Consider the following 25,742-nt stretch of genomic DNA (forward strand, 5'->3'; position numbering starts at 1 on the left):
AGAAGCGGAAAGGCTCTAGCCGCCCGCCCTTCTCACCGCGCAGGCGCTGAATGCTGTTCGAGCGAATGATGATGAGCGGCGCGCTCCAGCCTGGCCGCTTTCAGATCACTCGCAACCATCTCCTTCACCATCTGCGCGAATGACGTTCTCGGCTGCCATCCCAACTCGGCGCGAGCCTTGGAAGCATCGCCGACAAGCAAGTCGACTTCGGTGGGACGAAAATAAACCGGATCGATCCGAACCAGGACAGCACCGGTCTTTGCGTCGATACCTGTTTCTTCGATGCCTCTGCCCTGCCACTCAATGCGGCGGCCGATCTCGGCGAAGGCAATCTCCACGAACTCCCGTACCGAGCGGCATTCTCCGGTCGCAAGCACATAATCGCCCGGCTTATCCGCCTGAAGGATTTTCCACATACCCTCGACGAAATCCTTGGCGTGCCCCCAGTCGCGCTTGGCTTCAAGATTGCCGAGAAAAAGTGTTTCCTGCAGACCGATCTCGATCCGCGCGACGGCGCGCGTGATCTTGCGCGTGACGAATGTTTCGCCGCGAATGGGGCTTTCGTGATTGAAAAGAATTCCATTGGCCGCGAACATTCCGTAGGCCTCACGATAGTTCACCGTGATCCAGTAACCGTACAGCTTTGCAACGCCGTAGGGCGAGCGCGGATAGAACGGCGTGGTTTCCGATTGCGGAATCTCCTGCGCAAGACCGAACAATTCCGATGTCGAGGCCTGATAGAAGCGGACCTTGTCCGACATACCTAGTATCCGGATCGCCTCCAGCATCCGCAGCACGCCGATGGCGTCCGCGTTTGCCGTGTATTCCGGGCTTTCGAAGCTGACGCCGACATGGCTTTGTGCAGCGAGATTGTAAATTTCGGTTGGCTGAATCTGCTGAACGAGCCGGATCAAATTGGTGGAATCCGTCATATCCCCGTAGTGCAGCAGAAACGGCACCTCCCCGGCCAGAGGATCCGAATAAAGGTGGTCGATGCGCCCTGTATTAAAGGAGGACGACCGCCGCTTCACGCCATGAACGAGATAGCCTTTTCCGAGAAGGAATTCGGCCAGATAAGCGCCGTCCTGTCCCGTCACACCCGTGATCAGGGCCACCCGGCGCTGTCCGTTCCCGTCAACCATGTTGCCTCCCAAACCGGAATCGGCATGAAATGAAGAAGCGCGTCAAACCGCCTTCTTCGCGATCTCGGTGCAATTGAAAATCAGAACGTCATTTCGAATATACTTCGAAAAAATAACCGGTGACAGTTTGCTGAGAGCTTTCATAGGACGTTCGTTTGGCTTTTGCATTTGTCCAACACATCTTGTTTCGCCTCGGCGCGCCAGTTCGGAGATTGAAGAAAGCAGACACTGATACGCCCCCATGACAGCAATTGGATTTGCAGGCTCCGCGGCCCAGGCCATGATTTCAGCTTTGACCTTTGTGCGCCTGAACGTCCAGGGAATCAAAAAAACAGCCTCAAACAGCGCAACCAGATCGTATGGGTGCGACAAACAAGTTCCGACGATCTTCGCCTTGCTTCGCCAATCGATCTCGGCGAGGCGCTTGCGCGCTGCCTCCCAGTTCGTCGTGCTGATCTGAAATGCGATGATTTCGTCTTTGTGAACCGAAACATAGCCGACGCAATCCGGCCCGCTCAGCAGACGCTCGTACATGCCCTTCAGGTGTGAATGGCCCAAGCGTCCGTTGATGGACCAGGGCAACGCGTGCTCGTGCACGCGGGCGATGCTGTCTGCATCGGTTTGTTGAACAGGACGGGTTATCATCTTTCGGAGTCAGCCAGCTTTTGCCAGTCGTTGCCGGTCATGATGCGGCCTTGCCGCAACGCTCGCTTGATAACGACGGCTTCGCCGTTTCCGCATCCGACGACAGGACTTCCGCCGACCTCCGTCAAGATTCCAGGCTCAACATCCTTGTTTAGCCGCGCCACGTCACATCCGCGCAAAACCAACGGAACGCCGGAGACGACCGCTGTCGGCACATAAGTCGGACAAACGAGCGGATCATAGTTCGCGGCGCGCACGAAATCGCAAATCCGGCGCGCGCTCCAGTTCCAATCGACCTCGCCGTCAAGCGCGTCCTTGTGACGATACAAGGTTCGCTGCGACAAATCCTGAGGCACCGCTGGCGGAATATCGTTCGCGATGATCTTCGTGAGCACACTGATCAGCAGTTGAGCTCCTGTTTCCATCGCGCGCATGAACAACGACAGACCGGTGTCGGAATCACGTATGGGAATGGTTTGCTGCGCCAGAATGGGACCGGTATCTATTCCGGCGTCCATGACATGCACTGTCAAACCCTGAACCGATTCACCGTTGCGAATAGCCCACTGATGACAATGCAGTCCCGCGTACTTTGGAAGCAAGCCGGGATGCATGTTCAACGCTCGTCCGGCGAACATGTGGATAACGCCAGGATCGATAATCGTGGTGCCGTTGATATTGACCAGCCAGTCCGCTCGAAAGCTTTTCGGAAACGGCTCCCTGCCCATCAGCATCGCGCGCGGCAGAATCGGTATGGCGTTGTTCTCTGCGTAAGCTGTCGCCTTGACCGCAGACGACGACCCCGGAATAAAGGCGGACATCGAGGCGCCCTGCGTCTCATGGACCGCCTTCAACACCGCATAAGCGGGATGGCCGTCACCCGTGATCACAAACGCCGGCATCTAGACTCGGCTCAAAAACCGGGCGAAACTTTGCACGGTTTCGAGGTCCTGCGGGCCGGCTGTCGAGAGATCGATCGCAGCTCCCCGTTCCGCCTCGATGTAGCCAAACATTTCGACGAACGAAAACGAATCGATCACATCCAGAATTTTCGCGTCGGCCGTCAAGCTGGCCGCCTGGTCGGGAGCCGCTTCGCGCAGGTAACCGAGAATCAATGAGGCCAGTTCAGCTTCCGACTTTAACGCGTCTTTCATTGACTCTTCCAAGCTCGGCATAGTCGATTTTACCGTTTGAGTTGAGGGGCATCGCGTCGATGCTAAAAATGTAACGAGGCATCATATAGTTTGGCAGCACCTTAGCACTTTCGGCCCTCATGAATTTTTCCGCATCCGATGACAGCCCTTCGATGAAGGCGGATAAATAAAGAACCTCTCCGCCGCTGCCATGAATCGAAATGACAGCCACAAACTCCTTATCGCTGAATTTCCTCAAAGTCGCTTCTATCTCTCCCAGCTCGACGCGATAGCCATGAATCTTTATCTGCCGGGTCGCGCGTCCTTTGTAGATCAGACCGATCTCTGCCTGATTGCACGCGAGGTCTCCCGTGCGATACCAGCGACCGCTCAACAAGCCGGGAAAACGTCTCTCGATAAATTGAGCGTCGGTCAGATCTGGCCGATTCCAGTATCCCGCCGATACCTGAGTGCCGCCCAGCAACAGTTCTCCCGTCTCGCCGTCGCTCACGGGTTTTAGATCAGCATCACAAATCACCACTTCCTGCCCGGTAAAGGGTTCTCCCAGCGGCAGAACGGAGAAGTCCGTGCCACGGCTGCAAGGATAGGCCGTCACGGCAACGGTTGTCTCCGTCGGACCATAGAAATTGTCAACGCGCGAGTTCGGAGCCGCCGCCATCCATTCCGCCGCCAACGCACCCGGAAACGGTTCGCCGCAGAACATACTGACCCGAATACTTTCGAAAGCGCCGGCTTGCAGCTTGTTGAACTTCTTGAGAATCAGCACCGCTGACGGAACCGACGTCCAGGCGGTCAATCGATGACGTTTTACAAACCCGTCCGGTATCAACACCTCGTCCTGCGGGACACAATACAAAGTTCCGCCCACCCACCATGCTGAAAACAGGTCATGCACCGAAAGGTCGAAATTCAGTTCAGGCAGATGAATGAAGCGATCGGCTTCGCTGTAGGAGCAATGGTCTACGACATTCCGCACAAACGTTGCGACGTTATCATGCGATACCATCACCCCCTTTGGTTCGCCGGTTGAGCCCGAGGTGTACATGACGTACGCCAGATCGTGGCCGCTGCCCTGTCGCGGTTCGGCCTGCGACGTCAAAAAGCCCTTATGCAGAAACCGGTGCTGCGGAAAGCCCGCCGCCCAGTCCGGGCTCGCATCCTGATCGGGGAGCAGGATCACAGCCGGACCGGTTAGCTTCTGCAAAAGCAGCGGCAGGTTTTTCAGGCACTTCGCGTCGACAACGATGACCGCGGGCTGAGACTGGGCAATAATCGATTGTGAACGGCCAACGGGCTGCGCGGGTGTCAGCGCGACATAAGCATATCGCGCCAGATGACACGCGGCGATGGCAGCGTAGGCAACAAGGCTTCGGTGGGCGAAGACGGCGCAGGTATCAATGCCGTTTTTTGACGATGGCGGAAACCCGCCGGCGAGGCGCAGCGCAAGCTCATGGAGATGGCCATATGTGTAACTCTCGCCATCAACCCAAAGGGCGGCCTTGTCTTTGAATTGCGTTGCCGATTTTACGAATGATGCTGCGAGCGGGGTCAAAGAACTTCATCCGTGGGTCAACAGCGTCCTTGCCAGCGACTTGTTAGCTTCGTTGATCCCGAATATCAATAATTGCCTCGGCGGTTGCCTGCGCGACGCGCGGGTTCAGAAGAACCCCTCCCGCCTCGCAGAACCTCGATGTGGACTCTCAAGGCGAGCAGATACGATGCGCTTGAACCAACTCATGGCTGATTGGACCGGCGCGGCGCACCGATCCCGAATGGCGGATCACCTCGCCGTTCTGATGGCGATATCGCTGCCATGGTCGACCACGATCTTCGGCGTATTTACGGTGCTTTGGCTGATCACGCTCCTGACCGTGATCGATGCCCGGCAGTTCCGGCTTCAGTTTCGACGGCCAGCCTATTGGCTGCCCGTTGCATTGTTCTGCCTCGCGGCGCTCGGCATGCTGTGGGCCGACGCCCCATGGGCTGCCAGGATTCACGCCGCCGGATCTGTGGTCAAGCTGCTCGCTATTCCGCTTCTGATGCACCAGTTCGAGCGCTCCGGGAAAGGCCTCGCTGTCTTTCTCGCGTTTCTGGGGTCATGCACGGTTCTACTTGCCCTGTCTTGGGTAAGCTGGTTCGAGCCGCGGGCCATTTTGACATCGAACAAAATTCCCGGCGTTCCCGTCAAGAACTGGATCACGCAGGGCGTGGAGTTCGTGCTGTGCATCTTCGGCAGCGCCGCGCTCGCCATCGTGATGTGGCGGAAGCAAAGGCGTTATGCGGCGGCGGGGCTCGCTCTGCTTGGCGTGGCGTTTTTTTTCAACATGGCTCTCGTCGCGTCGTCACGGACCGCCCTGGTCTCGCTCCCCGTCCTCCTGCTGGCATCGACGTTACGATATATGAAATGGCGCGATGCGCTCGTTCTGTATCTGGCGATCACCATCGCCGCGGTGCTCGCCTGGTTCCTTGCTCCCAACTTACGAGAGCGTATCGACAGTATTCAACAGCAATACATATTGAGCCAAAGTCAGCAAACCTCGGTCGGCCTTCGCCTCGAATACTGGACGAAATCACTCAAATTCATCCGCAGCGCTCCGCTGACCGGGCATGGCACAGGTTCAATCCGTGGCCTCTTCGAGCGCGAGGCGGTCGGCAAAACAGTGACGTACGATCAAATCGTCGCCAACCCGCATAACCAGACGCTTTATTTCGCGATCGAGTGGGGCGTGATCGGGGTTATTCTGCTTTATGCGATGTGGATCACCCACTTCCTGATGTTCACGGAAATGCGCTGGATCTCCTGGCTTGGAATCATCGTGGTCAGCCAGAACGTCCTGGGCTCCCTCTTCAATTCGCATCTCTCCGACTACGTCGAAGGCTGGATTTACGTCATGGGCGTAGGCGTGGCCGGCGGCCTGGTTTCGAACACTCGAAAGCCGCCGCCGGTCGTCAGGCCAGCATCATAGTCTGGCCGAGCCTCCAATCCCCCGGCTCACGCCACCACTGCTTTCAGCATCGAGGCCGTCTCACGCCCCTTGAGCACCTCCATCGCCGCGGCGACGCCGCCCGCGCGATGCGGCACCTCGGCGAGGTCAAGGCTCATCTCGATCCCGGCGAGAGCCCCCATCAGCATCAGGTCGTTCTGATGACCGAGATGACCAATGCGGAAAGCCTTGCCCTTGATCTTGTTGAGACCGGCGCCAAGCGACATGTCAAAGTTGTCGAGCACCACCTTGCGGAAGGCGTCTGAATCGTAGCCGTCGGGCAGCATCACGGCGGTCAGCGCCGGCGAATAGGCGTGCGGATCCTGACAGACGAGTTCCAGCCCCCATTCCTTCACGGCGGCTCGCGTCGCGGCGCCGTGACGCTTGTGGCGAGCCCATACGTTCTCCAGACCTTCCTCCTCCATCATGGCGATCGCGACCTTCAGGCCGTAAAGAAGGTTCGTGGCCGGCGTATAGGGAAACGAGCCCTGCGCGTTGTTGGCGATCACCTGATGCCAGTCCCAATAATACCGCGTCGATGTATTGGCCTTTGAAGCCGCCAGCGCCTTTTCAGACACCGCGTTGAAGCCGAGCCCCGCCGGCAACATCATGCCCTTCTGGGAGCCTGAGATCGACACGTCGATACCCCAGGCATCGTGCTCGTATTCCATCGCGCCGAGGCCGGAGATGGTGTCGACCAGCAGCAGCGCCGGATGCTTGTTGCGGTCGAGGATTTTGCGAACCTCGAGGGGATGGGTGACGCAGCTCGTCGACGTCTCGTTATGCACGATCATCACGGCCTTGATCTTGTGCTCCCGATCGGCCTTGAGCCGCTCCTCGATCAGGTCCAGAGGAGCGCCGCGCCGCCAGTCGGTCGGAAGCACATCGACATCGAGATTGAATTTCTTGGCCATGGCGAGCCACAGCGTCGCGAACTGACCGGTCTCCGCCGTCAGCACTTTATCCCCCGGCGACAGCGTATTGACGATCGCGGCTTCCCAGGCCCCGGTGCCCGAGGACGGATAGATGATGACCGGTTGCTTGGTGCGGAAAATCCGCTTGATGTCGGCCAGCACCTCATGGCCCAGCACCGCGAATTCCGGACCGCGATGATCGAGGACGGGCATATCAATGGCGCGCAGCACGCGGTCAGGCACGTTGGTGGGGCCTGGAATTTGAAGAGTATGTCGTCCTGTGTGCAGCGTCATCTGGAAGCGTCCTTTCCGGGAATTAGGTCAATTGCAGGTCGAATACCATTATCCGGGGGCGTTGTCCCGCGCTCGCATATCCCCGCCAACCGTCAAGAATGCGGGCCGGATGCCTGTCCCGCCGCCATCAGGGAGTGGCCCCGGTTCGACCGGTCCCCTCGGTGCATGGAGCCGCCCGAGAGCGCTTTTGTTCTTCAACCCTATGGGGATTGGCCGATAAGCCATTGACAGCGGCCGAGGCCAGCCCGAACATGAAACCATACCGACAATTTCCGTTCTATCGGCACGCAGGACGCGTTTTGCGGACGCTTCGTCCGCAGCACAGGAGACAGGTTCGATGATGACTTTCAGGATTCCGCTGGCGGGCGTTCTGGCAGCCGCCGTGGTTTCGGTGGCCATCTCTGCGTCCGCGGTGGCTGGGTCCCGTCACCACAAGCACCACCACACCCAGCATTCGCCCGAGACCGATATCTACCTCCACAACTACGGGCCCGCGGTGACGCCGGATCAACCCTTCGCCTATTACGACGGACCAGTCCGCGTGCGCTGCAAGCAGAGCGCCGCTGCATACCGGGGACAGGATGGCCGCCCGCATCCCTGCAACTGACGGCCTCGTGGGAGAAAACGCTCACCGCGAACAGGCGCGCCGACCGGCGAAAGCTGTGCATGGCGCGTGGCGCGATCGCAAGCCTCCGCATAGGGTGGGTTCGCATAGGATGGGTTCAAGAACGAAAGAGCCTTCGAGGCGCGCTTATGGATAAACCGGACCAGGATAAATCGGACAACGGATACGACTACAAGCGCTATCGAGACCTTCTGGCCGAAGCGACGGATGAATCAAAGCGGCTGGAACTCATCGACCTCCTGATCAAGGAAGGCGCACGGGATCAACTCATGCGCGAGCGGATCAGGCGGCTCGGCCTGACAAAGCTGGTGGATCGGTCGTGGAATCGGGACTAGTGTGGTGGTTCAGAAGTTCGCTTCATTGTCCCATCGAGTCCGTCAAGCGAACTTCTGAACCTAAACCACACTAGAATCATAAAATTGCTGGTGTCCCTTTGATTCCGAAGTTCGCATCAAAGGTCGCGGCAAGGGTGTGAGAACTTCGGAATCGGGACACTAGCGAGAATGATGCCGGCCTACGACGATCAGAACATTTTCGCGAAGATTCTGCGCGGCGAGCTGCCGTGCTTCAAAGTTTACGAGAATGCACATACCTTCGCATTTCTCGACATCATGCCGCGCACGCCGGGCCACACCCTGGTGATCCCGAAGGCCCCTGCCCGCGGGATCCTCGACATTTCGGCGGATGATCTGGCGGAAGTCGCCCGAACCAGCAAGACGATCGCAGTGGCCGCCATGAAGGCCTTCGACGCCGAAGGCATCATCATCCAGCAGTTCAGCGAAGCTATCAGCGGACAGGTGGTGTTTCACCTGCATATGCATGTCGTGCCGATGAAATCGGGAGTGACGCTGCGGCCGCCGCAGAGCCGGCAGGAAGACGCCAAGGTGCTGGCGGATCACGCGGCCCGGCTGATCGCCGCGCTCGGCTCCTCGCGCGAGCCATAGAGCGCTTTCAAGCGAAGCGGACGCCGGTTCGCGTGAAGAAAGCGCTTCAAATCAAGATCATAGCGCCCGCTTCTGATTCCATTAGCAGATGAGCGAAGCACGTCCTCGGACTTGATCCGGGGGTACACTCCGCTCCGCTCGAAACGCCATAACGCAACAGCGCTCCGCCGGGGCCGCTTATCCGGCATGGCGGTCGGCCGAAGCAGCGACAGCCCCTCCCCCCGTTTTGCTCTCTTCTTCCGCAATGCGCACGAGTTCCGGGAGACTTTCGACAGCAATGCGCCGGTCGAGCGTCTTGAGCCAGCCGGCTCTTTCCCAGGCGCTCAGAATGCGGCTCGCGGAGTAAAGGGTAGTTCCGGCGATATCGGCGATGTCTTTCCGGCGAAGCGGAAAACGGATGACGATGCCCCGAGCGGTCGCGGTGCCGACCTGACGAGTCAGCCGTAACAACGCATGAGCCACGCGCCGCTCCGCGCTCTGGGTGGCAAGCTCGCGGACCCTGTGCTGGGCCTCCTGAAGCCGCTGGCCCACGATCCGGATGGCGTTGATGGCGATCTGGGGATGGCTGTTCATCAAGTCGAGCAAGGCTTTGTCGCTCCAGCTCACCTCGGTCGCGTCCGTCAAGGTATCGGCATCGGCGGGATAGCGCCGATCCGTGAACAATGAGACCGCGCCGAAAATATCTCCGGGTCCGATGAAGCGCAGCACGACCTGCCCGCCGTCGCTGCCGGATTGGGAAATCCTGATCCAGCCATCGACAAGGACATGAGCGCGCACGCGTGTCTCGCCCTGATTGAACACACGGCAATCACGGGCAAACGAACGCGGCGCAGCCGATGCAAGAACCTCATCCAGCGCTGTCATCGGCAAGCCTCGAAAGAGTTCGAGGTTTGAAAGGGCCTGACGAGACAGAGGCGGAATCTTACTCATTCGCGCACAGTAATGCGCCGCCGCGTAAAATGACAGTCAATTGCTTTTGCGCAATCCCTGCCGGGCTGCCTTGCCGTATAGTTTGAATCTGGAGGCTCCAGGCCGCCCGGAGCATGATCCAATCAAGTCGAAGCGGATCATGCTCTGGAAATTATTGCTGATCGCGTTTTCTTCACGCGAACCGGTATCCATCCTCGGGTCGAGCCCGAGGACATGCTTCGCTCGAAAACGCTCTCGACTGCGGGTGCTTCATGGATGATCTCATCGTCGCGCGGGCGCTACATGTCCTTGCCGTGGTCGTCTGGATCGGCGGCGTCTCGATGGCGACAACGGTGGCCCTGCCGGCGCTGCGTCGCGGCGATCTCGGACCTGACCGGCTCAAGGCGTTCGAGGCGATCGAGCGGCGCTTCATCTGGCAGGCCCGCGCCTCACTCATCATCGTCGGCCTGAGCGGCCTTTACATGACATGGCAGCTCGACCTTTGGGATCGGTTTCGGATGCCCGCCTTCTGGTGGATGGACGCCATGGTGGGGCTTTGGCTGCTGTTCGCGTTCGTGCTGTTCGTCGGTGAGCCGTTGATCCTGCATCGCACCTTCCATCGGCTGGCGAGCGAACGGCCGGACATCGCCTTTGCATGGCTGCACCGGGCGCACTGGGTTCTGCTCGGGCTCGGCCTGGCGACCGTGTTCGCGGCGGTCGCGGGAAGTCATGGCTGGTCGATCTTCTGATAGCGGCCACCGTCCGCCATCGTAACGGACAGGTCATCCGACCGCGTCGGCGATCTCGCTGATCGCATCAAAGACGCTATCGAGTTCCTGCGGCGTACTGCAATACGGCGGCATCAGGTAGATCGTGTTGCCGAGCGGCCGGACCAGCAGCCCGCGGCTCAGGAAATGATCGTAAAGGCGCGGCCCGATCCCGGCCAGATAGCCCGCATCATCCGCGACGACATCGAGCGCGGCGATGGTTCCGATCTGACGGACGTTGACAAATCGCCGGTCCTCGCGAAAGCGGTCAAGCCCGCTGGTTTGCGCACGCGCGACGGCGGCGATGCGCTCCATCACCGGCTCGCTTCGCCAGATTTCCAGGTTCGCGCACGCGGCCGCGCAGGCGATCGGATTGGCGGTGTAGGAACTGGAGTGGAAAAAGGTCTTGCCGCGATCCGTCGAATAGTGCGCATCGAAGATATCGGCGCGGCACAGCGTGACCGCCAGCGGCATCGTACCGCCGGTCAGGCCCTTGGAGTAACAGGCGACATCGGGCGTCACACCGGCCTGCTCGCAGGCGAAGAGCGTTCCGGTGCGGCCCCACCCCGTCATGACCTCATCGGCGATGAACAGAACGCCGTGAGCCTCGCAGATCCGCTTCATCTCCGCCAGAATCCGGGCCGGATAGATCAGCATGCCGCCGGCGCCGAGGATCAGGGGCTCGACGATCAGCGCCGCGACGCCGCTGTTCCGGCACGCCATCGTGATCGCATCCAGCGTGGACTGCTCGCGGCCGCTGGAAGGAAAAGGAATCCGCTCCACATCGAACAACAGCGGATCGTACGGCGCGTTGAAAACGCCCCGTTCACCCACCGACATGCCGCCGATGGTGTCACCGTGATAGGCTCCCTCCAGCGCGAGAATCCGGCTGCGCCGCTCACCCCGGTTCCGCCAGAAGCCGAGCGCCATTTTCAGCGCGACTTCCACCGAGGTCGAGCCGCTGTCGGAAAAGAAGACGTAATCGAGCCCTAGCGGCGTCATCGCCACGAGCAGCCGCGCCAGTCTTTCAGCAGGTTCGTGGGTGAAGCCGGCGAAGATCACCTGATCGAGACGATCCGTCTGATCCTTGATCGCCTGCACGATATGCGGATGACGATGACCATGCGTCACCACCCACCAGGAGGAGATCGCATCGAAAATGCGGCGGCCGTCAGCAGCTTCAAGCCAGGCGCCCTCGCCGCTGGCGATCGGTATCGCCTCCGGTTGCAGCGCATGCTGGGTGAACGGGTGCCAGACGGGAGATCGCGGCTTCATCGCGCCCGCTCTTCGACAAAATCACCGATATCGAAACCGTCGGTAAAAGCCTGACGCAACGTGGCGCTGGTTAACGGCGCGAGATAATTCAGCCGGCCAAGACGCTTCACCCTGCCCATGTCGATGATGATCCGTTCGGTTTCGACGTTCTCTTCCCCGATGAAACTGACGCCGAGTATCGGAACGTCGCGCGCGCGCAGCGCCTCGATCGACAACAGGCTGTGGTTGATGGTGCCGAGCGCCGTTCGAGCGCAGAGCACCACCGGCAGACGCCACCTCGCCATCAGATCGAGATAGGTGACATCGCGCGTCAGCGGCACCAGCAAACCGCCCGCGCCCTCGATCACCAGCGGTCGGTCCGTCGCCGGCGCCTCCAGCGCCCGGTGATCGATGGTGACGCCGTCAAGCTGGGCTGCGAGATGCGGCGATACCGGCGTCCGCAACCGATACGCCTCGGGCCATACGCGCTCGGCCGCAAGCCCCGACAGCCGCAACACGGTTTGCGAGTCGGTTTCCTCGTCCAGTCCCGACTGCACCGGCTTCCAGTAATAACCGTCGAAAGCGCCGGCAAGCGCAGCCGAAAACACCGTCTTGCCGACGCCGGTATCGGTGCCGCTGACGACGATCCGCACGCTCACGCCGCAAACCGCATGTCTTCCGCCAAAGCCACGAACAGGTCCGCGACGATGGCCTCATCGACATGGAGCGTCAATGCGATGCGCAATCGCGCCGTGCCTTCGGGAACCGTCGGCGGACGGATCGCCCGTATATCGAAGCCCCTGCGCTGTAATGAAGCCGCCAAATTCACCGCGGCCTGATCGGCCCCGACGATCACCGGAACGATGTGCGAGCCGGATGGCTCGACATGGCAGCGCCGGCGCAGTTCGCCACCGGCAAACCTCACCAGGTGGGCCAGACGCTCACGCCGCGCGGAACTGGTGCGGGAAAGTTCGAGCGCGGCGCGCGTCACCGCGGCGATGAGCGGTGAAGGCGCGGTGGCATAGATGAACGGCCGCGCGCGATTGACCAGAAAATCGCGGATCTCCTTCGGCGCGAGAATGAAGCCGCCCGACGTGCCGAGCGCCTTGCCGCAGGTGTGCAGCGTGATGACGTTGTCACGACCCTCGAACGGCGCGGCCAGTCCCCGCCCCTGCGGACCCAGCACGCCGGTCGCGTGAGCCTCGTCGATCACGACCATCGCCTCGTGCCGGTCCGCAACGGCGAACAGGTCTTGGAGGTTCGGGCTGTCGCCGTCCATGCTGTAGAGGCTTTCGACTGACAACCAGGGCCGCCCCGTACCGCCGGCCCCGCGCCACTTCACGATCGCCGCGTCGAACGCATCGGCATCATTATGCCGGGCGCTGACGAATTCAGCTCGGCCGCGACGAATGCCATCATGGACGCTGGCGTGGATCAATTCATCGTGCACGACGAGATCGCCGCGCTGCGGCAGTGTCGAAAAGATGGCGAAGTTGGCGACGTAGCCGCCGCCGAAATAGAGCGCCGATTCAGCGCCGAAGAAAGCCGCCGCTTCGCGCTCCAGCGCTTCATGTTCGGGATGGTTGCCGCGCAGCAGGCGCGATCCGCCGGAGCCGACCGGCACGCCCCGCGCCAGCGCGTCGGCGGCGGCCTGTCGCAACTCCTCAGATTCGGCCAGACCGAGATAATCATTGGATGCGAGATCGACGCCAGAGCGCCCGCGCAGCGTCCGCAGACGCCCCTTGTCCGCAAGCGCCTGAAGGTCTGCCTTGTAAGTCCCGTGAATCGTCATGTGCCGCGCTTACCTCGCCGGCAACAGCAGCCGCGACGGACTATTCCACCGGGACATCGTAATCAGCCGCAAATCGCATATCCCGAAGCGGCTGCACCCGCTTCGTCGATGCCTGATAAAGATCGTGCGCCTTATAGGCCGCGAGTTCCGCCTCGCTGTCGAACTCGCCATAGACGACCACGTCGATATCGTTGCCGAGCTGATCGGTTTTCCGGTTGCGCGCGACCTCCAGCCGGCGCGCGTGCGGAATCGTGGTGAGCGGCGACAAGCCGTCGATGATTCTGTCGATATCGCCCTTGTCTTTCGCGGTGAATAAAACGATGTGACGAATCATGGCTGGCCGTGGAACAGAGGGTGATCCCAGCCGCATGACTATCTTGCGATCAGGTCCAACGCAACGTTCACGAGGCGAGGCGTGATATCCGCTCCAGGGAGCAGCATTTCACATGCCGGGACATCCTGTTGAATGTTACTCGAAATACGGTCCATATGTGCCTCCTTTGACGTCCGCCGCGGACGCACCCGATTCTGGCGCACGAGCATGTTCGACGATGGCCGCCTGCGATGAGTGACCCGCTCGCCAAATCCACGGCGCCCTTGCATTCGGTCCATCCCGCATCGACGCAGGCGATTGCGGCGGACCTCATCGCGCTGCTGGTGGCGGTGACCGCAGGCGATCCCAGGGTCCTGACGATCCAGGATCAGAATGCGCTGCCGTCGGGTCCGTTCGAACTGGCTCATCGCTCGCTGCAATCGGGATTGCGCGCCTGGGTCGAACGCCAGACCGGGCTGCCGCTGGGTTATGTCGAGCAGCTTTACACCTTCGCGGACCGAGATCGCACCGGCGCCGCCGACCAGCGCATCATCTCGATCAGCTATCTCGGCCTTACCCGCGAGCAGGCCGAGTCCAGCCAATACGAGGCGAGCTGGCGGAGCTGGTATGAGTATTTTCCTTGGGAGGACCATCGGCTCGGCATCCCGACGATGGAGAAAACACTGCGGTCCGGCCTCGCGGCGTGGATCGCGGCCGCGCCGGACCAGACGACGCGAAGCCATCGCCGGCAGCGAGCGGCGAGGCTGTTCGGGCTGGAGGACCACCTCTGGAACGAGGAACTCGTCCTGCAACGATACGAACTCCTGTACGAGGCGCGACTGATCCCGGAAGCCCTGCGAGGCGATGGCGCGACCGCTGAGACGGCCGTCGCAGCGTTTGTGCCGGGCGATCCCATGATTCTCGACCATCGCCGGATTCTGGCGACCGGCATCGCCAGGCTTCGCGCCAAGATCAAGTATCGTCCCGTCGTCTTCGAACTAATGCCAGACACGTTCACGTTGCTGCAATTACAGCGGTGCGTTGAGGCGCTGGCGGGAAAACTTGTGCATAAGCCGAACTTTCGCCGTCTGATCGAGCAGCAGGAACTGGTGGAGGATACCGGCGAGACCAGCCAGGAGACCGGGGGCCGGCCAGCGAAACTTTTCCGCTTCCGCCGCGCTGTGCTGGCGGAGCGCGCGATCGCCGGGACCAAATTACCCGTCTCGGGGGCTTGACAACCCTTATACTCAATATCAGTATAATAGGGTGTCCGATTGGGAGTATCGTCATGCCGTCCGTCCTCGAACTGCGACCATCGGCCCGAATCTATCCCAAGGTGCGGCATGCGATCCCCCGGATCGAATGGCCTGCTTTCGCCGATGACGTTGATGCGATCATCGAACTCAAGAAGCGCCGCAACGCGGTGGTTCTTGCACACAATTATCAGACGCCCGAAATTTTCCACGGTGTGGCCGATATCGTCGGCGACAGCCTCGCGCTGGCCCGCAAGGCGACCGAAGTGGAAGCCGACGTGATCGTGCTTGCCGGCGTGCACTTCATGGCCGAAACAGCCAAGCTGCTGAATCCCTCAAAGACGGTGCTGATTCCCGACACCGGCGCCGGCTGCTCGCTCGCCGACTCGATCACGCCCGAAGACGTGCGGCTTTTACGGAAAACCTATCCCGGCGTTCCGATCGTCACCTACGTGAACACCTCGGCCGCGGTGAAGGCGGAGTCGGACATCTGCTGCACGTCGGGCAACGCCAGAGCCGTCGTCGAATCGCTCGGCGTGGAACGCGTGATCATGCTGCCCGACGAATATCTGGCGAAGAACATCGCGGCCGAAACGCACGTCAAGATCATCGCCTGGGCCGGGCATTGCGAGGTGCATGAGCGCTTCAGCGCCGACGAGGTACGACAGCTGCGCGAGAATCATCCCGGCGTCGTCGTTCTCGCGCATCCGGAGTGCCCGCCGGAAGTTGTGGCGGAAGCCGATTTCTCCGGATCGACAGCCGCCATGGCGTCCTATGTCGCCACCCGGCAGCCGCCCCGGGTCGTGCTCCTGACGGAGTGCTCGATGAGCGACAATGTCGCCGCCGATCATCCCGGCCTGGAGTTCATTCGTCCCTGCAATCTGTGCCCCCACATGAAGAGGATCACGCTCGGTAATATCCGCCATGCGCTGGAGACGATGCAGCACGAGGTCACAATCGATCCACGCATCGCTGAGCGCGCACGCCTCGCCGTCGAGCGGATGTTGTCCGTCGGATGACGGCGCTGCATGACACCAATGGCGCGGCCGTCGTTATCGGCGGCGGCCTTGCCGGCCTGATGACGGCGCTCGCGCTGGCGCCGCGACCGGTATTGCTTTTGAGCAGCGCGCCGCTGGGCCTCGAGACATCGAGCATCCTCGCGCAAGGCGGCATCGCCGCGAGCATCGGACCGGACGACAACGCATCGCTGCATCTGGCCGACACCCTCGCCGCCGGTGACGGGCTTTGCGACCAGCACATCGCTGCGACGATCCTCGCCGCCGCGCCCGATGCGATCGAACGGCTGTTGCAATTCGGCGTGGCCTTCGATCGCGACGCCGACGGCAATCTCGCGCTCGGCCTTGAAGCAGCGCACTCGCGCCGCCGGATCGTCCATGCCGGGGGCGACGCCAGCGGCCGCGACATCATTCGCACCTTGGTGCGCAAAGTCTATGAGACGCCTTCGATCACCGTGTGCGAGGCGACCCGCGCACAGCGGTTGATCGTCGAGGACAATGCGGTGAGAGGGGTCGTCTGCCAGGCCGGGCGTGATTCCGTCACCTTCGTCACCGATCACATCGTCATCGCGACCGGAGGCATCGGCGGATTGTTTCTGCACGGAACCAATCCGGCGGGATCGTGCGGCCAGGGACTCGCGCTCGCGGCGCGCGCCGGCGCCATCATGGCCGATCTCGAATTCATCCAGTTTCATCCGACCGCGCTCGATGTCGGCTCCTTCCCGCTGAAACTGATCAGCGAAGCGGTGCGTGGCGAAGGCGCGACTCTCATCGATGAAAACGGCGATCGCTTCATGGCGGACACGCCCGGCGCCGAGCTTGCGCCGCGCGATGTCGTCGCGCGCGCGGTCTGGCGGCACATGGCCGCGGGCCATCGCGTTTTTGTGGATGCGAGGCGCATGCCCGGCGTCGACTTCGCCAGACGCTTCCCGGCAATCACCTCGTTTTGTCGCGACGCGGGGATCGATCCCCTGACACAGCCGATCCCGGTTCGTCCCGCCGCGCATTATCACATGGGTGGCGTTTCCGTCGACAACCGCGGACGAACATCCATTGACGGTCTCTGGGCCTGCGGTGAGGCCGCTTGCACCGGCCTTCATGGCGCCAACCGGCTGGCGAGCAACTCGCTTCTGGAAGCGGTGGTGTGCGCCGGCCTGGTCGCCCGGGATATCGCCGGCACGACGCCCGCGAAACAACGTTTGCCCCGAGCGACGGAGGCAGGCACCGGCTGCGATCCGGCCTTGATCCGGCCGATCATGTCGCGCGCCGCCGGCGTTTTGCGGGACGGAGAAGGGCTGCGCGCCGCCGCCCGCGCGCTCCTGCCGCTTGCCGCCTCGCGAGAGGCCGCAAGCGATCCGGCCATCGTCGCCCTGATGATCGTGATCGCCGCGCTTCGCCGGGAGGAAAGCCGGGGCGCGCACACACGCACCGATTATCCGGAGCGAGCCACGAGCGCGGCCCGGACGACACTCCGCCTGCGCGACGCATTCGATGCCGCGCAAGGCTGCATTCCCGATTTGGTTGGTTAGCTCGTAAGCCGGAACACAATGTCGCTCCCTGCCCTGCCGCGCATCATGATCGAACCGCTGGTTCGTGCCGCCCTGCTTGAAGATCTCGGCCGCTCGGGAGATCTCACGACCGATGCTATCGTGCCGGCCGGTCACCGGACCACGGCCTTCATCGCCGCCCGCCAGCACGGCACCGTTGCCGGGCTCGATCTGGCCCGGCTCGCATTCGAACTCATCGACCCGGCGATCGAAATGCATGTGGGGCACGACGACGGCGCGATGGTCGCGCCGGGCGACGTGATCGCGACCTTGTCTGGTCCTGCGCGGGGAATTTTAACGGCCGAGCGGGTCGCGCTGAACTTCCTGTGCCACCTGAGCGGAATCGCCACGGCGACGGCGTCCGTGGTCGCGGCGGTTCAGGACTACAAAGCCAAGATCGTGTGCACGCGCAAGACGACGCCCGGCCTGCGCGCGATCGAAAAATACGCGGTTCGTGTCGGCGGCGGCAGCAACCACCGGTTCGGTCTCGACGATGCCGTTCTCATCAAGGACAACCATATTGTCATCGCCGGCGGCGTCAGCGAGGCGCTGAAGCGCGCGAAGGACCGCGTCGGACATCTGGTCAAGATCGAACTGGAGGTGGATACCCTCCATCAACTGCGCGAAGCGCTCGAACAGGGCGTCGATGCCGTGCTTCTCGATAACATGAGTCCGGACACGCTCCGGGAAGCCGTCGCGATGGTCGCGGGCCGGGCGGTGACCGAAGCGTCCGGCGGCATCACGCCGGCGACAGCGCCAGCGATCGCCTCAAGCGGAGTCGATCTCATGTCGATCGGGTGGCTCACGCACAGCGTTGGCATTCTAGACCTCGGCCTTGATTTCGAAGGCGAGGTGCGCGCGTGATCCGGCGCTATAATCTGATTCAACTGCGTTGAATCAGACTCGTCGCTTATCTTTTATTCGAGCATGATCTTTTCCGAAAACCGGTTTCCACTTTTCGGGATCATGCTCCAGCTACGGACGTTGACGTCCGTGGCTGATAAGGCGGCTTCCACAAGCCGTCAGGCCCTTTAATGAAACCAGACAGGTCGCCGGAGACGCAACTTCTCGCTCGCGCCCCGTTTAGTTCGAAGGCGGCCGTTTCCGGAAAGGGTCCGCTGCTTCATCGTGCCCGTTGCGACTGCTCAGGAACATCAGGAACATCAATCCGCATCCGATGACGAACGAAAAGAACGTACCGAGACCAAGCGCGATCCAGCCGTGTTTGCCTATCTCGACGCCGGACGTCTGATTCAAGATCGCGATCATCCACACGCCTGTGGCTATCAATATGCCCGTCAGCGCAACCAGAACGATAATTCTGCCTTTGCTCATGCCTTCCATCGGGATGCCTTTCCTTATGTTTAAGTCTGGCCGCTTGAGTACGAGTCTGTTTCCAACTTCGTTGAACTAAACTCGTAGCTTAAACTCGTAGCTTATCTTTTAGTTTTAGCATGGTGTTTTCCGAGAATCGGTTCCACTTTGCGCTGGCGTGATCCTTCGGGTCGGGATCATATCTAACTCCGCCGAAGCCTGGTTAGGTTCTGCGTTTATTGGCCAGCATATCACCCTCCCGTTGTCGCTCGTTTTCGCGTATCCGATGCCAGCCATGAGAGAGGTTTTCCTGCGCGCTATTTTATCAGATCCAGATTTTATCATGTCCAGGGCTGCAACGCCCCCTCAATTGATGCATTCTGATATATCTTTACACGCATCCGCGGAAAAGGGAACCCAGTCGAAACCTGATTGCCGCAAAAGTTACCTGCTTGCCGCTTGCGCGACTTTTGCGATCGGCGCCGGTTGCCGCGCCGGCGTGAAGCTCTGTGTCCCTTCAGAAGGAAGGCAAGGAAGAAACGAAGACTTCGTCCGGCACTGCGCCAACCACTTACGATCGTTGTCCGGCTCATGACGGCTGTTCCGCTTCTGGTTTATTTATCCGGCCGCGAATCCTCCCCTCCTTTTGAAACGCATCGAGGAACATTCGGTGTGGCTGTCGCTTTATTCCCCACCTAGCGAAGGAGAAGCTGATGGCTATGGAAGGAAACTCTGAAAACCTGATCGCCAGCGATAAGGAGTCCGGCAAGGCCGTCTATGGCGCCGAAGACAAGAAGATTGGTTCGATCGAACGCGTCATGATCGACAAGTCCAGCGGGGAACCTGCCTACGCTGTGCTGAGCGTCGGGGGATTTCTCGGTGTGGGCGACGAGCATTATCCGGTGCCATGGAGACTGCTCAGATTCGACTCCGAACTCGACGGCTATATCGCAGCGACATCAGCGGCAATCGGCTGAAAGGCTATCCGAAGAGTGTGTTCGGAAGTTCCGGCTCTGAGCTCTTCGATTGGACTGCGCGCCGCGCGGAGCTTGATTCCTACTACGACAACATCGACACCGTAACGACGAAGGAAGGCGCGCAGTCTCCTTTGACGCGAGACTCCGGATAAGGGGAGTTCGTTCGCACCGCGTGCAAGTCAGAGAAGTTCTGGCCTGCACACCGCTGACAAACCGCGCATGAAAAATCGAACCGCTGCGACGATACTCCTCATGAGTTAAACTTGGCGGACGGGTAAATTGCCTCTATCCCTCGTCCGCTCTTAGCCCGCCGGTGTACCCCCCTTCGCCGGCGGGCTTTTTTTTAACTCTATCGCAAGAAGCCTGAATGCCTCCCTGAGCCATACACTTCATTCATCATTTCAAAACCATCCCCAAGGGTCTTCTCCCCACGGTGAGTTTCCATTAATCGCTACGGTCGCAGGTTGTTGGGTAAAGACGGAAAGTCACAAGAAAACCACCGGGGAAGGCGGAGCGGCGTGCTCCGGGATTTGCCATGCTGAGCGTGCCGACAATATGGGTGGTGTTTATCGCCAACTTCCTGGCGTTGGGTTTGGTCTGGACCTACGTCATGCGGAGCTACCCGACGCTGGTGGCTGCTCCCTATTGGGCGGCGGCGTCCTTCTTCGCCGCTTTTTTCTCCGCCCTATCCATGCTGCGCGGTCACGTCGATTCAATGCTGCCGCTGGTCGTGGGTGGCGCCGGGTTGATCTTCTCAATCTGCCTCTGCACGATGGGCATTCGGCGGTTCTACGAGCGACCAGTCTCCTGGCGGACGACTTTTATCACGGTCGGCTTGAGCGTCGCTGGACTCGCTTACTTTGTGTATGTGCGCGACGACATGCCGATGCGCATTTTCATCTATTCGGCGGCTCAGGCGATACCGATCGCCATGACGTTGAAGATGGTGCTGTCGCGCAAGGAAGGCCGCATCAATTCGGGAGCACAGCTCGCTGGAATTGTCAGCGTGCTCATCATTTGCGTCAGCGTCATCAGGTCGGTGTGTGCCTTTTTCGATATCGGCGGCGGAGTGTCCTATATCAACTTCAATGGTCTTCAGGCCGCTCTGATATTGGGTCTGGTGTTCCTGTCGATGACCTGGAACTTCGGATTCCTTTTGATGGCGATCGATCGCCTGCGAAACGAAGTTGCCGACCTTGCGCATGTGGACGACCTCACCGGAGTCGCCAACCGGCGACAGCTGCTGGGGCGGCTGGAGGACGCGTGCGCAATGTCGGAGCGGAGCGGCGAACCTTTCGCAATCCTCATGATGGATCTCGACGGCTTCAAGCAAATCAACGACACCCACGGTCACGCAGCCGGCGATGCCTGCCTGCGGCAGTTCACGCTGATGGCGCAGATGCAGCTACGGCCCGGCGATTTGCTGGCACGTACCGGCGGGGACGAGTTCTGCATCCTGTTGCCCGCCACAACGCTGGAAGAAGGCGCGCAGATCGCGCAGCGCGTGCTGAATGCCTGTCGCGAAGACGCTGCCGGATGCGCCGGCGCCGATGTTCCTATCTCGGCCTCCATCGGGCTCGCTCAATGGACCCGGGAGATGGGAGCCAGTTCGGAACACCTGCTCGCCGCCGCCGATCACGCGCTTTATGCGGCCAAGAACGACGGGAAAAACCGGTTTGCCTCATGCGGAGACATCGCGCCGCCGATTGCCCCGCAGTCATGGTCGCAACAGATCCCGTCCGATCAAAGAGCATAAGGCCTCATCGAAGGACTGGAGCGGAGCCAGAGCATCGGACCCGAAAGTGGGAACCGGTTTCGGGATAAATCCGATGCTCAATCAATTAACTGGAGCAGCGGCGCTGATTATCGCTTCTGATTGAATCAGAAGCGAAACTCCAGATTGTTGTTCGATCCGCTTCCCTTACGCATACGGGTACGCACCTCACAGGGGGAATCGCCTGCGGATCGCGAACAAACAAAAAGGGCCGCCGGTATCCGGCGACCCTCATTTCTGAACGGAAGCTTCGCACTTCAGCGGGCGGCTTCCATGGCAGCTTGTTCCTGCTGTGCGATCGTCGTCTTCACCGCTGACTGCACTTTCTCGAAAGCACGAACCTCGATCTGCCTCACGCGCTCGCGAGACACATTGAACTCGGCAGCGAGATCTTCCAGCGTCATCGGCTCATCCGCGAGGCGTCGGGCCTCGAAGATGCGGCGCTCGCGCGGATTGAGCACGCCCATCGCGCCGGTCAATGCCCGACGTCGATGATCGAACTCCTCATGCTCCGCCATGATGGCTTCCTGATTGGGCGACTGATCGACCAGCCAGTCCTGCCATTCGCCGGCTTCGCCATCATCACGGATCGGAGCGTTGAGCGATGCATCGCCTCCAAGTCGGCGATTCATGTCGACGACATCCTGTTCCGTGACGCCGAGACGCTTGGCGATGAGCTTGACCTGATCCGGACGCATATCGCCTTCGTCAAGCGCGGAGATCTTGCTCTTCGCCTTCCGCAGGTTGAAGAACAATTTCTTCTGGTTCGCGGTCGTGCCCATCTTCACGAGCGACCACGAGCGCAGGATATACTCTTGTATTGAGGCCTTGATCCACCACATCGCATATGTGGCGAGGCGGAAACCCTTTTCAGGTTCGAAACGCTTTACCGCCTGCATCAGGCCAACGTTGCCTTCCGACACGACTTCCGATATCGGCAGGCCGTAGCCGCGATAGCCCATGGCGATCTTGGCCACCAGCCGAAGATGGCTGGTCACGAGATGATGCGCCGCGTCACGGTCGTCATGTTCGCGCAAACGCTTGGCGAACATGTACTCCTCGTGCGGCTCCAGCATCGGAAACTTGCGGATCTCCGAAAGGTAACGGGAAAGTCCGTTCTCTCCGTTGAGAACCGGTAGGGTAGCAGTACGGGCCATGGTTGCGCCCTCCACTGGTTCAGGCCCCCGACAGCGGCGAGCCCGGCAGGCAGTCTCTTGTTAAAGCCGACCACGCTGCGATGTTCCACGTTGGGTATTCAACGCAGGTGCAACATATACCAGAGGTGGCCCGGAAAAAGAAGAACAAAAAGTGATTACGTTTTCGTGATCTGTTCTCAACTGTCTGTTATCACTTTTGTTTTCCGGAAAGATGCGTCATTCCGCCGCCGCGAGGGCCGTTTGCAGAGAAGACAAGTCCTCCGGCAGCCCCGTTTCCCAGCGCAGGACCTTCTCGGTCCGGGGATGTTCAAGGACCAGAAGGGACGCGTGAAGCGCCTGCCGGCCAAGAGCGCTCAGCGCCGCGGCGGCTCGCGGTCCCAGATGACTGGCCTTGGTCTTGAAATGGGGTCCATAGACGTCGTCACCCATCAGCGGGTGGCCCGCATGGGCAAGATGCACCCGGATCTGGTGAGTGCGGCCGGTGGCAAGCTGGCAGGCTAGCAGAGCAGCCACCGGCTTTCCGTCCCGGCCGTTGAAGACCTGCCGGACCTCCCAATGGGTGATCGCTTCCCGCCCCCCTGCGCGCACGGCCATCTTTTCGCGCGCGTGAGGGTGCCGGTCTATCGGAGCGTCGACTGTGCCATGTGCACGGTTCGGCAGTCCCCAGACAAAAGCCAGGTAACCGCGTCGCATTGCTCCCGTGCGTCCATGATCCGCGAATTGCGCGCTCAGCGACCTGTGGGCGGCATCATTCTTGGCGGCCACCATCACGCCGGTGGTGTCCTTGTCCAGCCGGTGCACGATGCCGGGCCGACAGACGCCGCCGATGCCGGACAGACTCTCCCCGCAATGCGCAATGAGGGCGTTGACCAGCGTTCCAGCATGGTGACCCGCGGCGGGATGAACAACCAGACCTTTCGGCTTGTTGATGACGATGAGATCGTTGTCTTCATAGATGATATCCAGCGCGATGGCTTCGCCTTGCGGTTTGGCCGATATTGCCGGCGGCACGTGGATTGTGATCGTATCTCCCGGAACGACATGATAAGCGGGGTCGTGAACAGGGGCCGGGCCTTCCGTCCTCTCCGCAACAGAAGCTTTTTTCATAATACTGACGTCGCCCGAGAGAATCAGGGACTTCAGGCGTGATCGCGACAGATCAGGGCTATGAACGGCAAGGACACGATCAAGGCGCACCGACCCCTCGTCGCCGGTGACAACGATGTCCAGCCTCTGATCCGATGGTGAGCCTTTGAGAGCCGAGCCTTGCATGACCGAGCCTTTAAACCCTGAACCGACGCCGGAACAGGCCGCGCTATTCGCGCGGGTGCGGCGGATGATGTTGATCGCTGGTCTGACCACGGCCCTCGCCGTGGGAGCCGTTCTTGTCGCCATCGGCTATCGCTTTTTCCGCGTCGAGGGAAGCAGGCCGGCGGCCGACGTTACCGCGACCCTGCCGAAGGATGCCAGAATCACCGCGACCGCGGTCGCGGGCGACCTGCTCGTGGTGACCCTCGATCTCGGCGGCTCCGTCCAGATCCGAACGTTCAACCTGCGCACGTTGCAGTCAGCCGGAACGCTGAATTTCGCACGCGAGCCCTGATATCCAGAGGCACCTTGCGGCGTATCGATTTCGAGGTTATTGCCTGTCCGGTACGCTCCCTTCGTCTAGCGGTTAGGACGCGGCCCTCTCAAGGCTGAAACAGGGGTTCGATTCCCCTAGGGAGCGCCAAAGAGATTCATTATCATTGGTTTCATTGGGTTTTTCAGGCGAATTGTCCCACTGATTCACTCGGTGGGACAAATCTTGTTCGGCCTTTGATCGGTGTTTGGTCTGAGCTAGCTTCGTCATTGCCGCATCCGCCATCTTCCGCATCCGTGCCGCCTTCGTATAACGCTCGACTTCCTCAAGAGTCCGATGGCCTGTGATCGACATGATCTCATGAGCAGTCGCCGCGTTCTCCGCAAGAGTCGTTGCGGTGGCCTTGCGAATGCCGTGAGCAGAGCAATGAGGTAGGTCGGCCTGACGGCACCAATCTTTGAACTTGTTGCCGAAGCCGTTCGCGGTGAACGCTTTACAGAATTCGGTAACGAGGAAGGTCTTGTCGCCGGTCGCGGTGGCCGCGATGCTGGCCGCTAGTTCAGGGTGTAGCGGTATATCGATATCGACCGGGTTTCGATGCTCATTCTTGGCTTGTCGGTACATGATCCGGCCATTGCAGATGTGCTCCCGACCGAGCCGAACAACATCCTCACGACGAAATGCAATAAAGCGCAAAAGGTCGAAGGCCAGACGTGCTTTTGTGCCGACTGCATGGCGCGCCTGATATTGTGCGATCTCCGCATCTGTCCAAGTGTGATGCCCATCCGTGGCGTACGGAATACGCTTAACTCCGAGTGTCGGGTTGACCGTCGTCTCGTCTGCCTCGTTCGCCCAATTGAATAGCGCCCGGAGAGCCTTAAGCCGTTGGTTTGCGGCAGCTGGCGTCGAGCGCAGTTCATCCCGGAGAAGGCGGACGTGGCGAGGCTGCATTTGCGATACGAGATTATCGCCGTGCGTCTCGCAAATCCGTTCCAGTGTACGCCGCTGCCAATTCCTAGTGCTCACATCGAGCGCAGAATATTCTCCGCTCTTGAAGTATTGGACACAGAGGTGGTGAAAGGTCCCACGTTTCAATTCACTGGAGCGCCGAGGACGGGAAATAACGGACTCGCCGGTTATCGCTTCCTGATACTCTGCGATGAATTCGGGAGTACCGGGCATTGAGCGGATGCGGATCTTGGGGCGGCCCGGAATGCGAACATAACACCGAACATTGCCATGCCGGTCTACATCTTCAGAAAGGTGCCTAAGTCTTAGCCGCAAGTGATCGGTCCCAGCCATTTCCGTTGTTGGTATCGTTATTTTCCCATACGTCGGAGTCGAGTGCATCAAAAGCCTTATCCAATTGTCTCACGTCCCAGACT

At 60.5% G+C, this 25,742-nt stretch carries 25 protein-coding genes, 1 tRNA gene and 2 pseudogenes; 14 read left to right on the forward strand and 14 right to left on the reverse strand.

Going from position 1 to position 25,742, the window contains the following annotated elements; translation table 11 throughout:
• Positions 1–32: 32 nt before the first annotated feature.
• Genes gmd through NWI01_RS11810 form a run of 5 tightly spaced genes read right to left on the reverse strand, consistent with a single transcriptional unit; the run spans position 33 to position 4,493 of the window.
• A complete protein-coding gene (gene gmd / locus NWI01_RS11790; RefSeq protein ID WP_141384036.1) occupies positions 33–1,142 on the reverse strand; it encodes a GDP-mannose 4,6-dehydratase in 1,110 nt (369 codons plus the stop codon).
• 42 nt (positions 1,143–1,184) lie between these two features.
• Positions 1,185–1,787 (reverse strand): hypothetical protein, encoded by a 603-nt coding sequence (locus NWI01_RS11795; RefSeq protein WP_141384037.1) that lies wholly within the window; start codon positions 1,785–1,787, stop codon positions 1,185–1,187.
• Positions 1,784–2,689 carry a methionyl-tRNA formyltransferase gene (locus tag NWI01_RS11800; protein ID WP_141384038.1) on the reverse strand — a complete coding sequence of 302 codons (906 nt, stop codon included), beginning with the start codon at positions 2,687–2,689 and terminating at the stop codon, positions 1,784–1,786. The genes NWI01_RS11795 and NWI01_RS11800 overlap by 4 nt, the downstream gene beginning before the upstream one ends.
• Positions 2,690–2,962: a hypothetical protein gene (locus NWI01_RS11805; protein ID WP_141384039.1), complete on the reverse strand. Its 273-nt coding sequence runs from the start codon at positions 2,960–2,962 to the stop codon at positions 2,690–2,692.
• Positions 2,913–4,493 (reverse strand): amino acid adenylation domain-containing protein, encoded by a 1,581-nt coding sequence (locus NWI01_RS11810; protein WP_141384040.1) that lies wholly within the window; start codon positions 4,491–4,493, stop codon positions 2,913–2,915. Before NWI01_RS11810 ends, NWI01_RS11805 begins: the two co-directional genes overlap by 50 nt.
• Positions 4,494–4,677: 184 nt before the next feature.
• Between NWI01_RS11810 and NWI01_RS11815 the strand changes: the two genes are divergently transcribed.
• The gene (locus NWI01_RS11815; protein ID WP_244613737.1) at positions 4,678–5,907 is read left to right on the forward strand and encodes an O-antigen ligase family protein; all 1,230 of its coding nucleotides are present in this window, start codon (positions 4,678–4,680) and stop codon (positions 5,905–5,907) included.
• Positions 5,908–5,933: 26 nt separating this feature from the next.
• Here the strand turns inward: NWI01_RS11815 and NWI01_RS11820 are convergent, their stop codons facing one another.
• The gene (locus NWI01_RS11820) at positions 5,934–7,133 is read right to left on the reverse strand and encodes a pyridoxal-phosphate-dependent aminotransferase family protein (protein WP_141384042.1); all 1,200 of its coding nucleotides are present in this window, start codon (positions 7,131–7,133) and stop codon (positions 5,934–5,936) included.
• 337 nt (positions 7,134–7,470) lie between these two features.
• On the opposite strand from NWI01_RS11820, the gene NWI01_RS11825 reads away from it, so the two are divergent.
• The 3 genes from NWI01_RS11825 (at position 7,471) to NWI01_RS11835 (ending at position 8,702) form a co-directional block, all read left to right on the forward strand.
• Positions 7,471–7,740, forward strand: a complete 270-nt coding sequence (locus tag NWI01_RS11825) for a hypothetical protein (protein WP_141384043.1) — start codon at positions 7,471–7,473, stop codon at positions 7,738–7,740.
• Between the two features lie 146 nt (positions 7,741–7,886).
• Complete coding sequence (locus tag NWI01_RS11830) at positions 7,887–8,093, forward strand: hypothetical protein (RefSeq protein ID WP_141384044.1); 207 nt, start codon at positions 7,887–7,889, stop codon at positions 8,091–8,093.
• A gap of 171 nt (positions 8,094–8,264) precedes the next feature.
• Positions 8,265–8,702: an HIT family protein gene (locus NWI01_RS11835; protein WP_141384058.1), complete on the forward strand. Its 438-nt coding sequence runs from the start codon at positions 8,265–8,267 to the stop codon at positions 8,700–8,702.
• 177 nt (positions 8,703–8,879) lie between these two features.
• On the opposite strand, the gene NWI01_RS11840 is transcribed toward NWI01_RS11835, so the two are convergent.
• A complete protein-coding gene (locus NWI01_RS11840; protein ID WP_244613738.1) occupies positions 8,880–9,566 on the reverse strand; it encodes a Crp/Fnr family transcriptional regulator in 687 nt (228 codons plus the stop codon).
• 317 nt (positions 9,567–9,883) lie between these two features.
• On the opposite strand from NWI01_RS11840, the gene NWI01_RS11845 reads away from it, so the two are divergent.
• Positions 9,884–10,360 (forward strand): hypothetical protein, encoded by a 477-nt coding sequence (locus NWI01_RS11845; protein WP_141384046.1) that lies wholly within the window; start codon positions 9,884–9,886, stop codon positions 10,358–10,360.
• 33 nt (positions 10,361–10,393) lie between these two features.
• Here the strand turns inward: NWI01_RS11845 and NWI01_RS11850 are convergent, their stop codons facing one another.
• From NWI01_RS11850 to NWI01_RS11865, 4 genes are read right to left on the reverse strand one after another with little or no spacing between them, the layout of a single operon-like run.
• Positions 10,394–11,653, reverse strand: coding sequence for an adenosylmethionine--8-amino-7-oxononanoate transaminase (locus NWI01_RS11850; protein ID WP_141384047.1), 1,260 nt, complete (start codon positions 11,651–11,653; stop codon positions 10,394–10,396).
• A complete protein-coding gene (gene bioD, locus NWI01_RS11855; protein WP_141384048.1) occupies positions 11,650–12,291 on the reverse strand; it encodes a dethiobiotin synthase in 642 nt (213 codons plus the stop codon). The genes NWI01_RS11850 and bioD overlap by 4 nt, the downstream gene beginning before the upstream one ends.
• Positions 12,288–13,424: an 8-amino-7-oxononanoate synthase gene (locus NWI01_RS11860; protein ID WP_301294320.1), complete on the reverse strand. Its 1,137-nt coding sequence runs from the start codon at positions 13,422–13,424 to the stop codon at positions 12,288–12,290. The genes bioD and NWI01_RS11860 overlap by 4 nt, the downstream gene beginning before the upstream one ends.
• A 40-nt stretch (positions 13,425–13,464) precedes the next feature.
• Positions 13,465–13,758 (reverse strand): Dabb family protein, encoded by a 294-nt coding sequence (locus tag NWI01_RS11865; RefSeq protein WP_141384049.1) that lies wholly within the window; start codon positions 13,756–13,758, stop codon positions 13,465–13,467.
• 230 nt (positions 13,759–13,988) lie between these two features.
• Between NWI01_RS11865 and NWI01_RS11870 the strand changes: the two genes are divergently transcribed.
• The 7 genes and pseudogenes from NWI01_RS11870 (at position 13,989) to NWI01_RS11900 (ending at position 21,600) form a co-directional block, all read left to right on the forward strand.
• The gene (locus tag NWI01_RS11870) at positions 13,989–14,972 is read left to right on the forward strand and encodes an NUDIX hydrolase (RefSeq protein ID WP_141384050.1); all 984 of its coding nucleotides are present in this window, start codon (positions 13,989–13,991) and stop codon (positions 14,970–14,972) included.
• A gap of 53 nt (positions 14,973–15,025) precedes the next feature.
• Positions 15,026–16,009 (forward strand): quinolinate synthase NadA, encoded by a 984-nt coding sequence (nadA, locus tag NWI01_RS11875; RefSeq protein ID WP_141384051.1) that lies wholly within the window; start codon positions 15,026–15,028, stop codon positions 16,007–16,009.
• On the forward strand, positions 16,006–17,535 hold the full coding sequence (locus tag NWI01_RS11880) for an L-aspartate oxidase (RefSeq protein ID WP_141384052.1): 1,530 nt from the start codon (positions 16,006–16,008) through the stop codon (positions 17,533–17,535). Before nadA ends, NWI01_RS11880 begins: the two co-directional genes overlap by 4 nt.
• Positions 17,536–17,553: 18 nt before the next feature.
• Complete coding sequence (gene nadC / locus NWI01_RS11885; RefSeq protein ID WP_141384053.1) at positions 17,554–18,417, forward strand: carboxylating nicotinate-nucleotide diphosphorylase; 864 nt, start codon at positions 17,554–17,556, stop codon at positions 18,415–18,417.
• A gap of 264 nt (positions 18,418–18,681) precedes the next feature.
• Positions 18,682–18,921, forward strand: a complete 240-nt coding sequence (locus tag NWI01_RS18900) for a hypothetical protein (RefSeq protein WP_181410455.1) — start codon at positions 18,682–18,684, stop codon at positions 18,919–18,921.
• 665 nt (positions 18,922–19,586) lie between these two features.
• Positions 19,587–19,996, forward strand: a pseudogene (locus tag NWI01_RS11895) (PRC-barrel domain-containing protein).
• A gap of 383 nt (positions 19,997–20,379) precedes the next feature.
• Positions 20,380–21,600 (forward strand): GGDEF domain-containing protein, encoded by a 1,221-nt coding sequence (locus tag NWI01_RS11900; RefSeq protein ID WP_141384055.1) that lies wholly within the window; start codon positions 20,380–20,382, stop codon positions 21,598–21,600.
• 275 nt (positions 21,601–21,875) lie between these two features.
• Here NWI01_RS11900 and rpoH read toward each other — a convergent pair whose 3' ends face one another.
• Together rpoH and NWI01_RS11910 are read right to left on the reverse strand one after the other, a co-directional pair.
• Positions 21,876–22,775: an RNA polymerase sigma factor RpoH gene (gene rpoH, locus NWI01_RS11905; protein ID WP_011315642.1), complete on the reverse strand. Its 900-nt coding sequence runs from the start codon at positions 22,773–22,775 to the stop codon at positions 21,876–21,878.
• A gap of 216 nt (positions 22,776–22,991) precedes the next feature.
• Positions 22,992–24,047: an RluA family pseudouridine synthase gene (locus tag NWI01_RS11910; RefSeq protein ID WP_181410456.1), complete on the reverse strand. Its 1,056-nt coding sequence runs from the start codon at positions 24,045–24,047 to the stop codon at positions 22,992–22,994.
• Between NWI01_RS11910 and NWI01_RS11915 the strand changes: the two genes are divergently transcribed.
• Both NWI01_RS11915 and NWI01_RS11920 read left to right on the forward strand, forming a co-directional pair.
• On the forward strand, positions 24,046–24,378 hold the full coding sequence (locus NWI01_RS11915) for a hypothetical protein (RefSeq protein WP_011315644.1): 333 nt from the start codon (positions 24,046–24,048) through the stop codon (positions 24,376–24,378). The two genes, NWI01_RS11910 and NWI01_RS11915, sit on opposite strands and share 2 nt — an antisense overlap.
• Before the next feature lie 54 nt (positions 24,379–24,432).
• Positions 24,433–24,507: transfer RNA gene (locus NWI01_RS11920), tRNA-Glu, on the forward strand.
• Between the two features lie 159 nt (positions 24,508–24,666).
• Here NWI01_RS11920 and NWI01_RS20185 read toward each other — a convergent pair.
• Positions 24,667–25,707, reverse strand: a pseudogene (locus NWI01_RS20185) (tyrosine-type recombinase/integrase); the annotation flags it as partial.
• Positions 25,708–25,742: the final 35 nt, after the last annotated feature.

The sequence above is a fragment of the Nitrobacter winogradskyi genome (assembly GCF_006539545.1).
Lineage (GTDB): Bacteria > Pseudomonadota > Alphaproteobacteria > Rhizobiales > Xanthobacteraceae > Nitrobacter > Nitrobacter winogradskyi_A.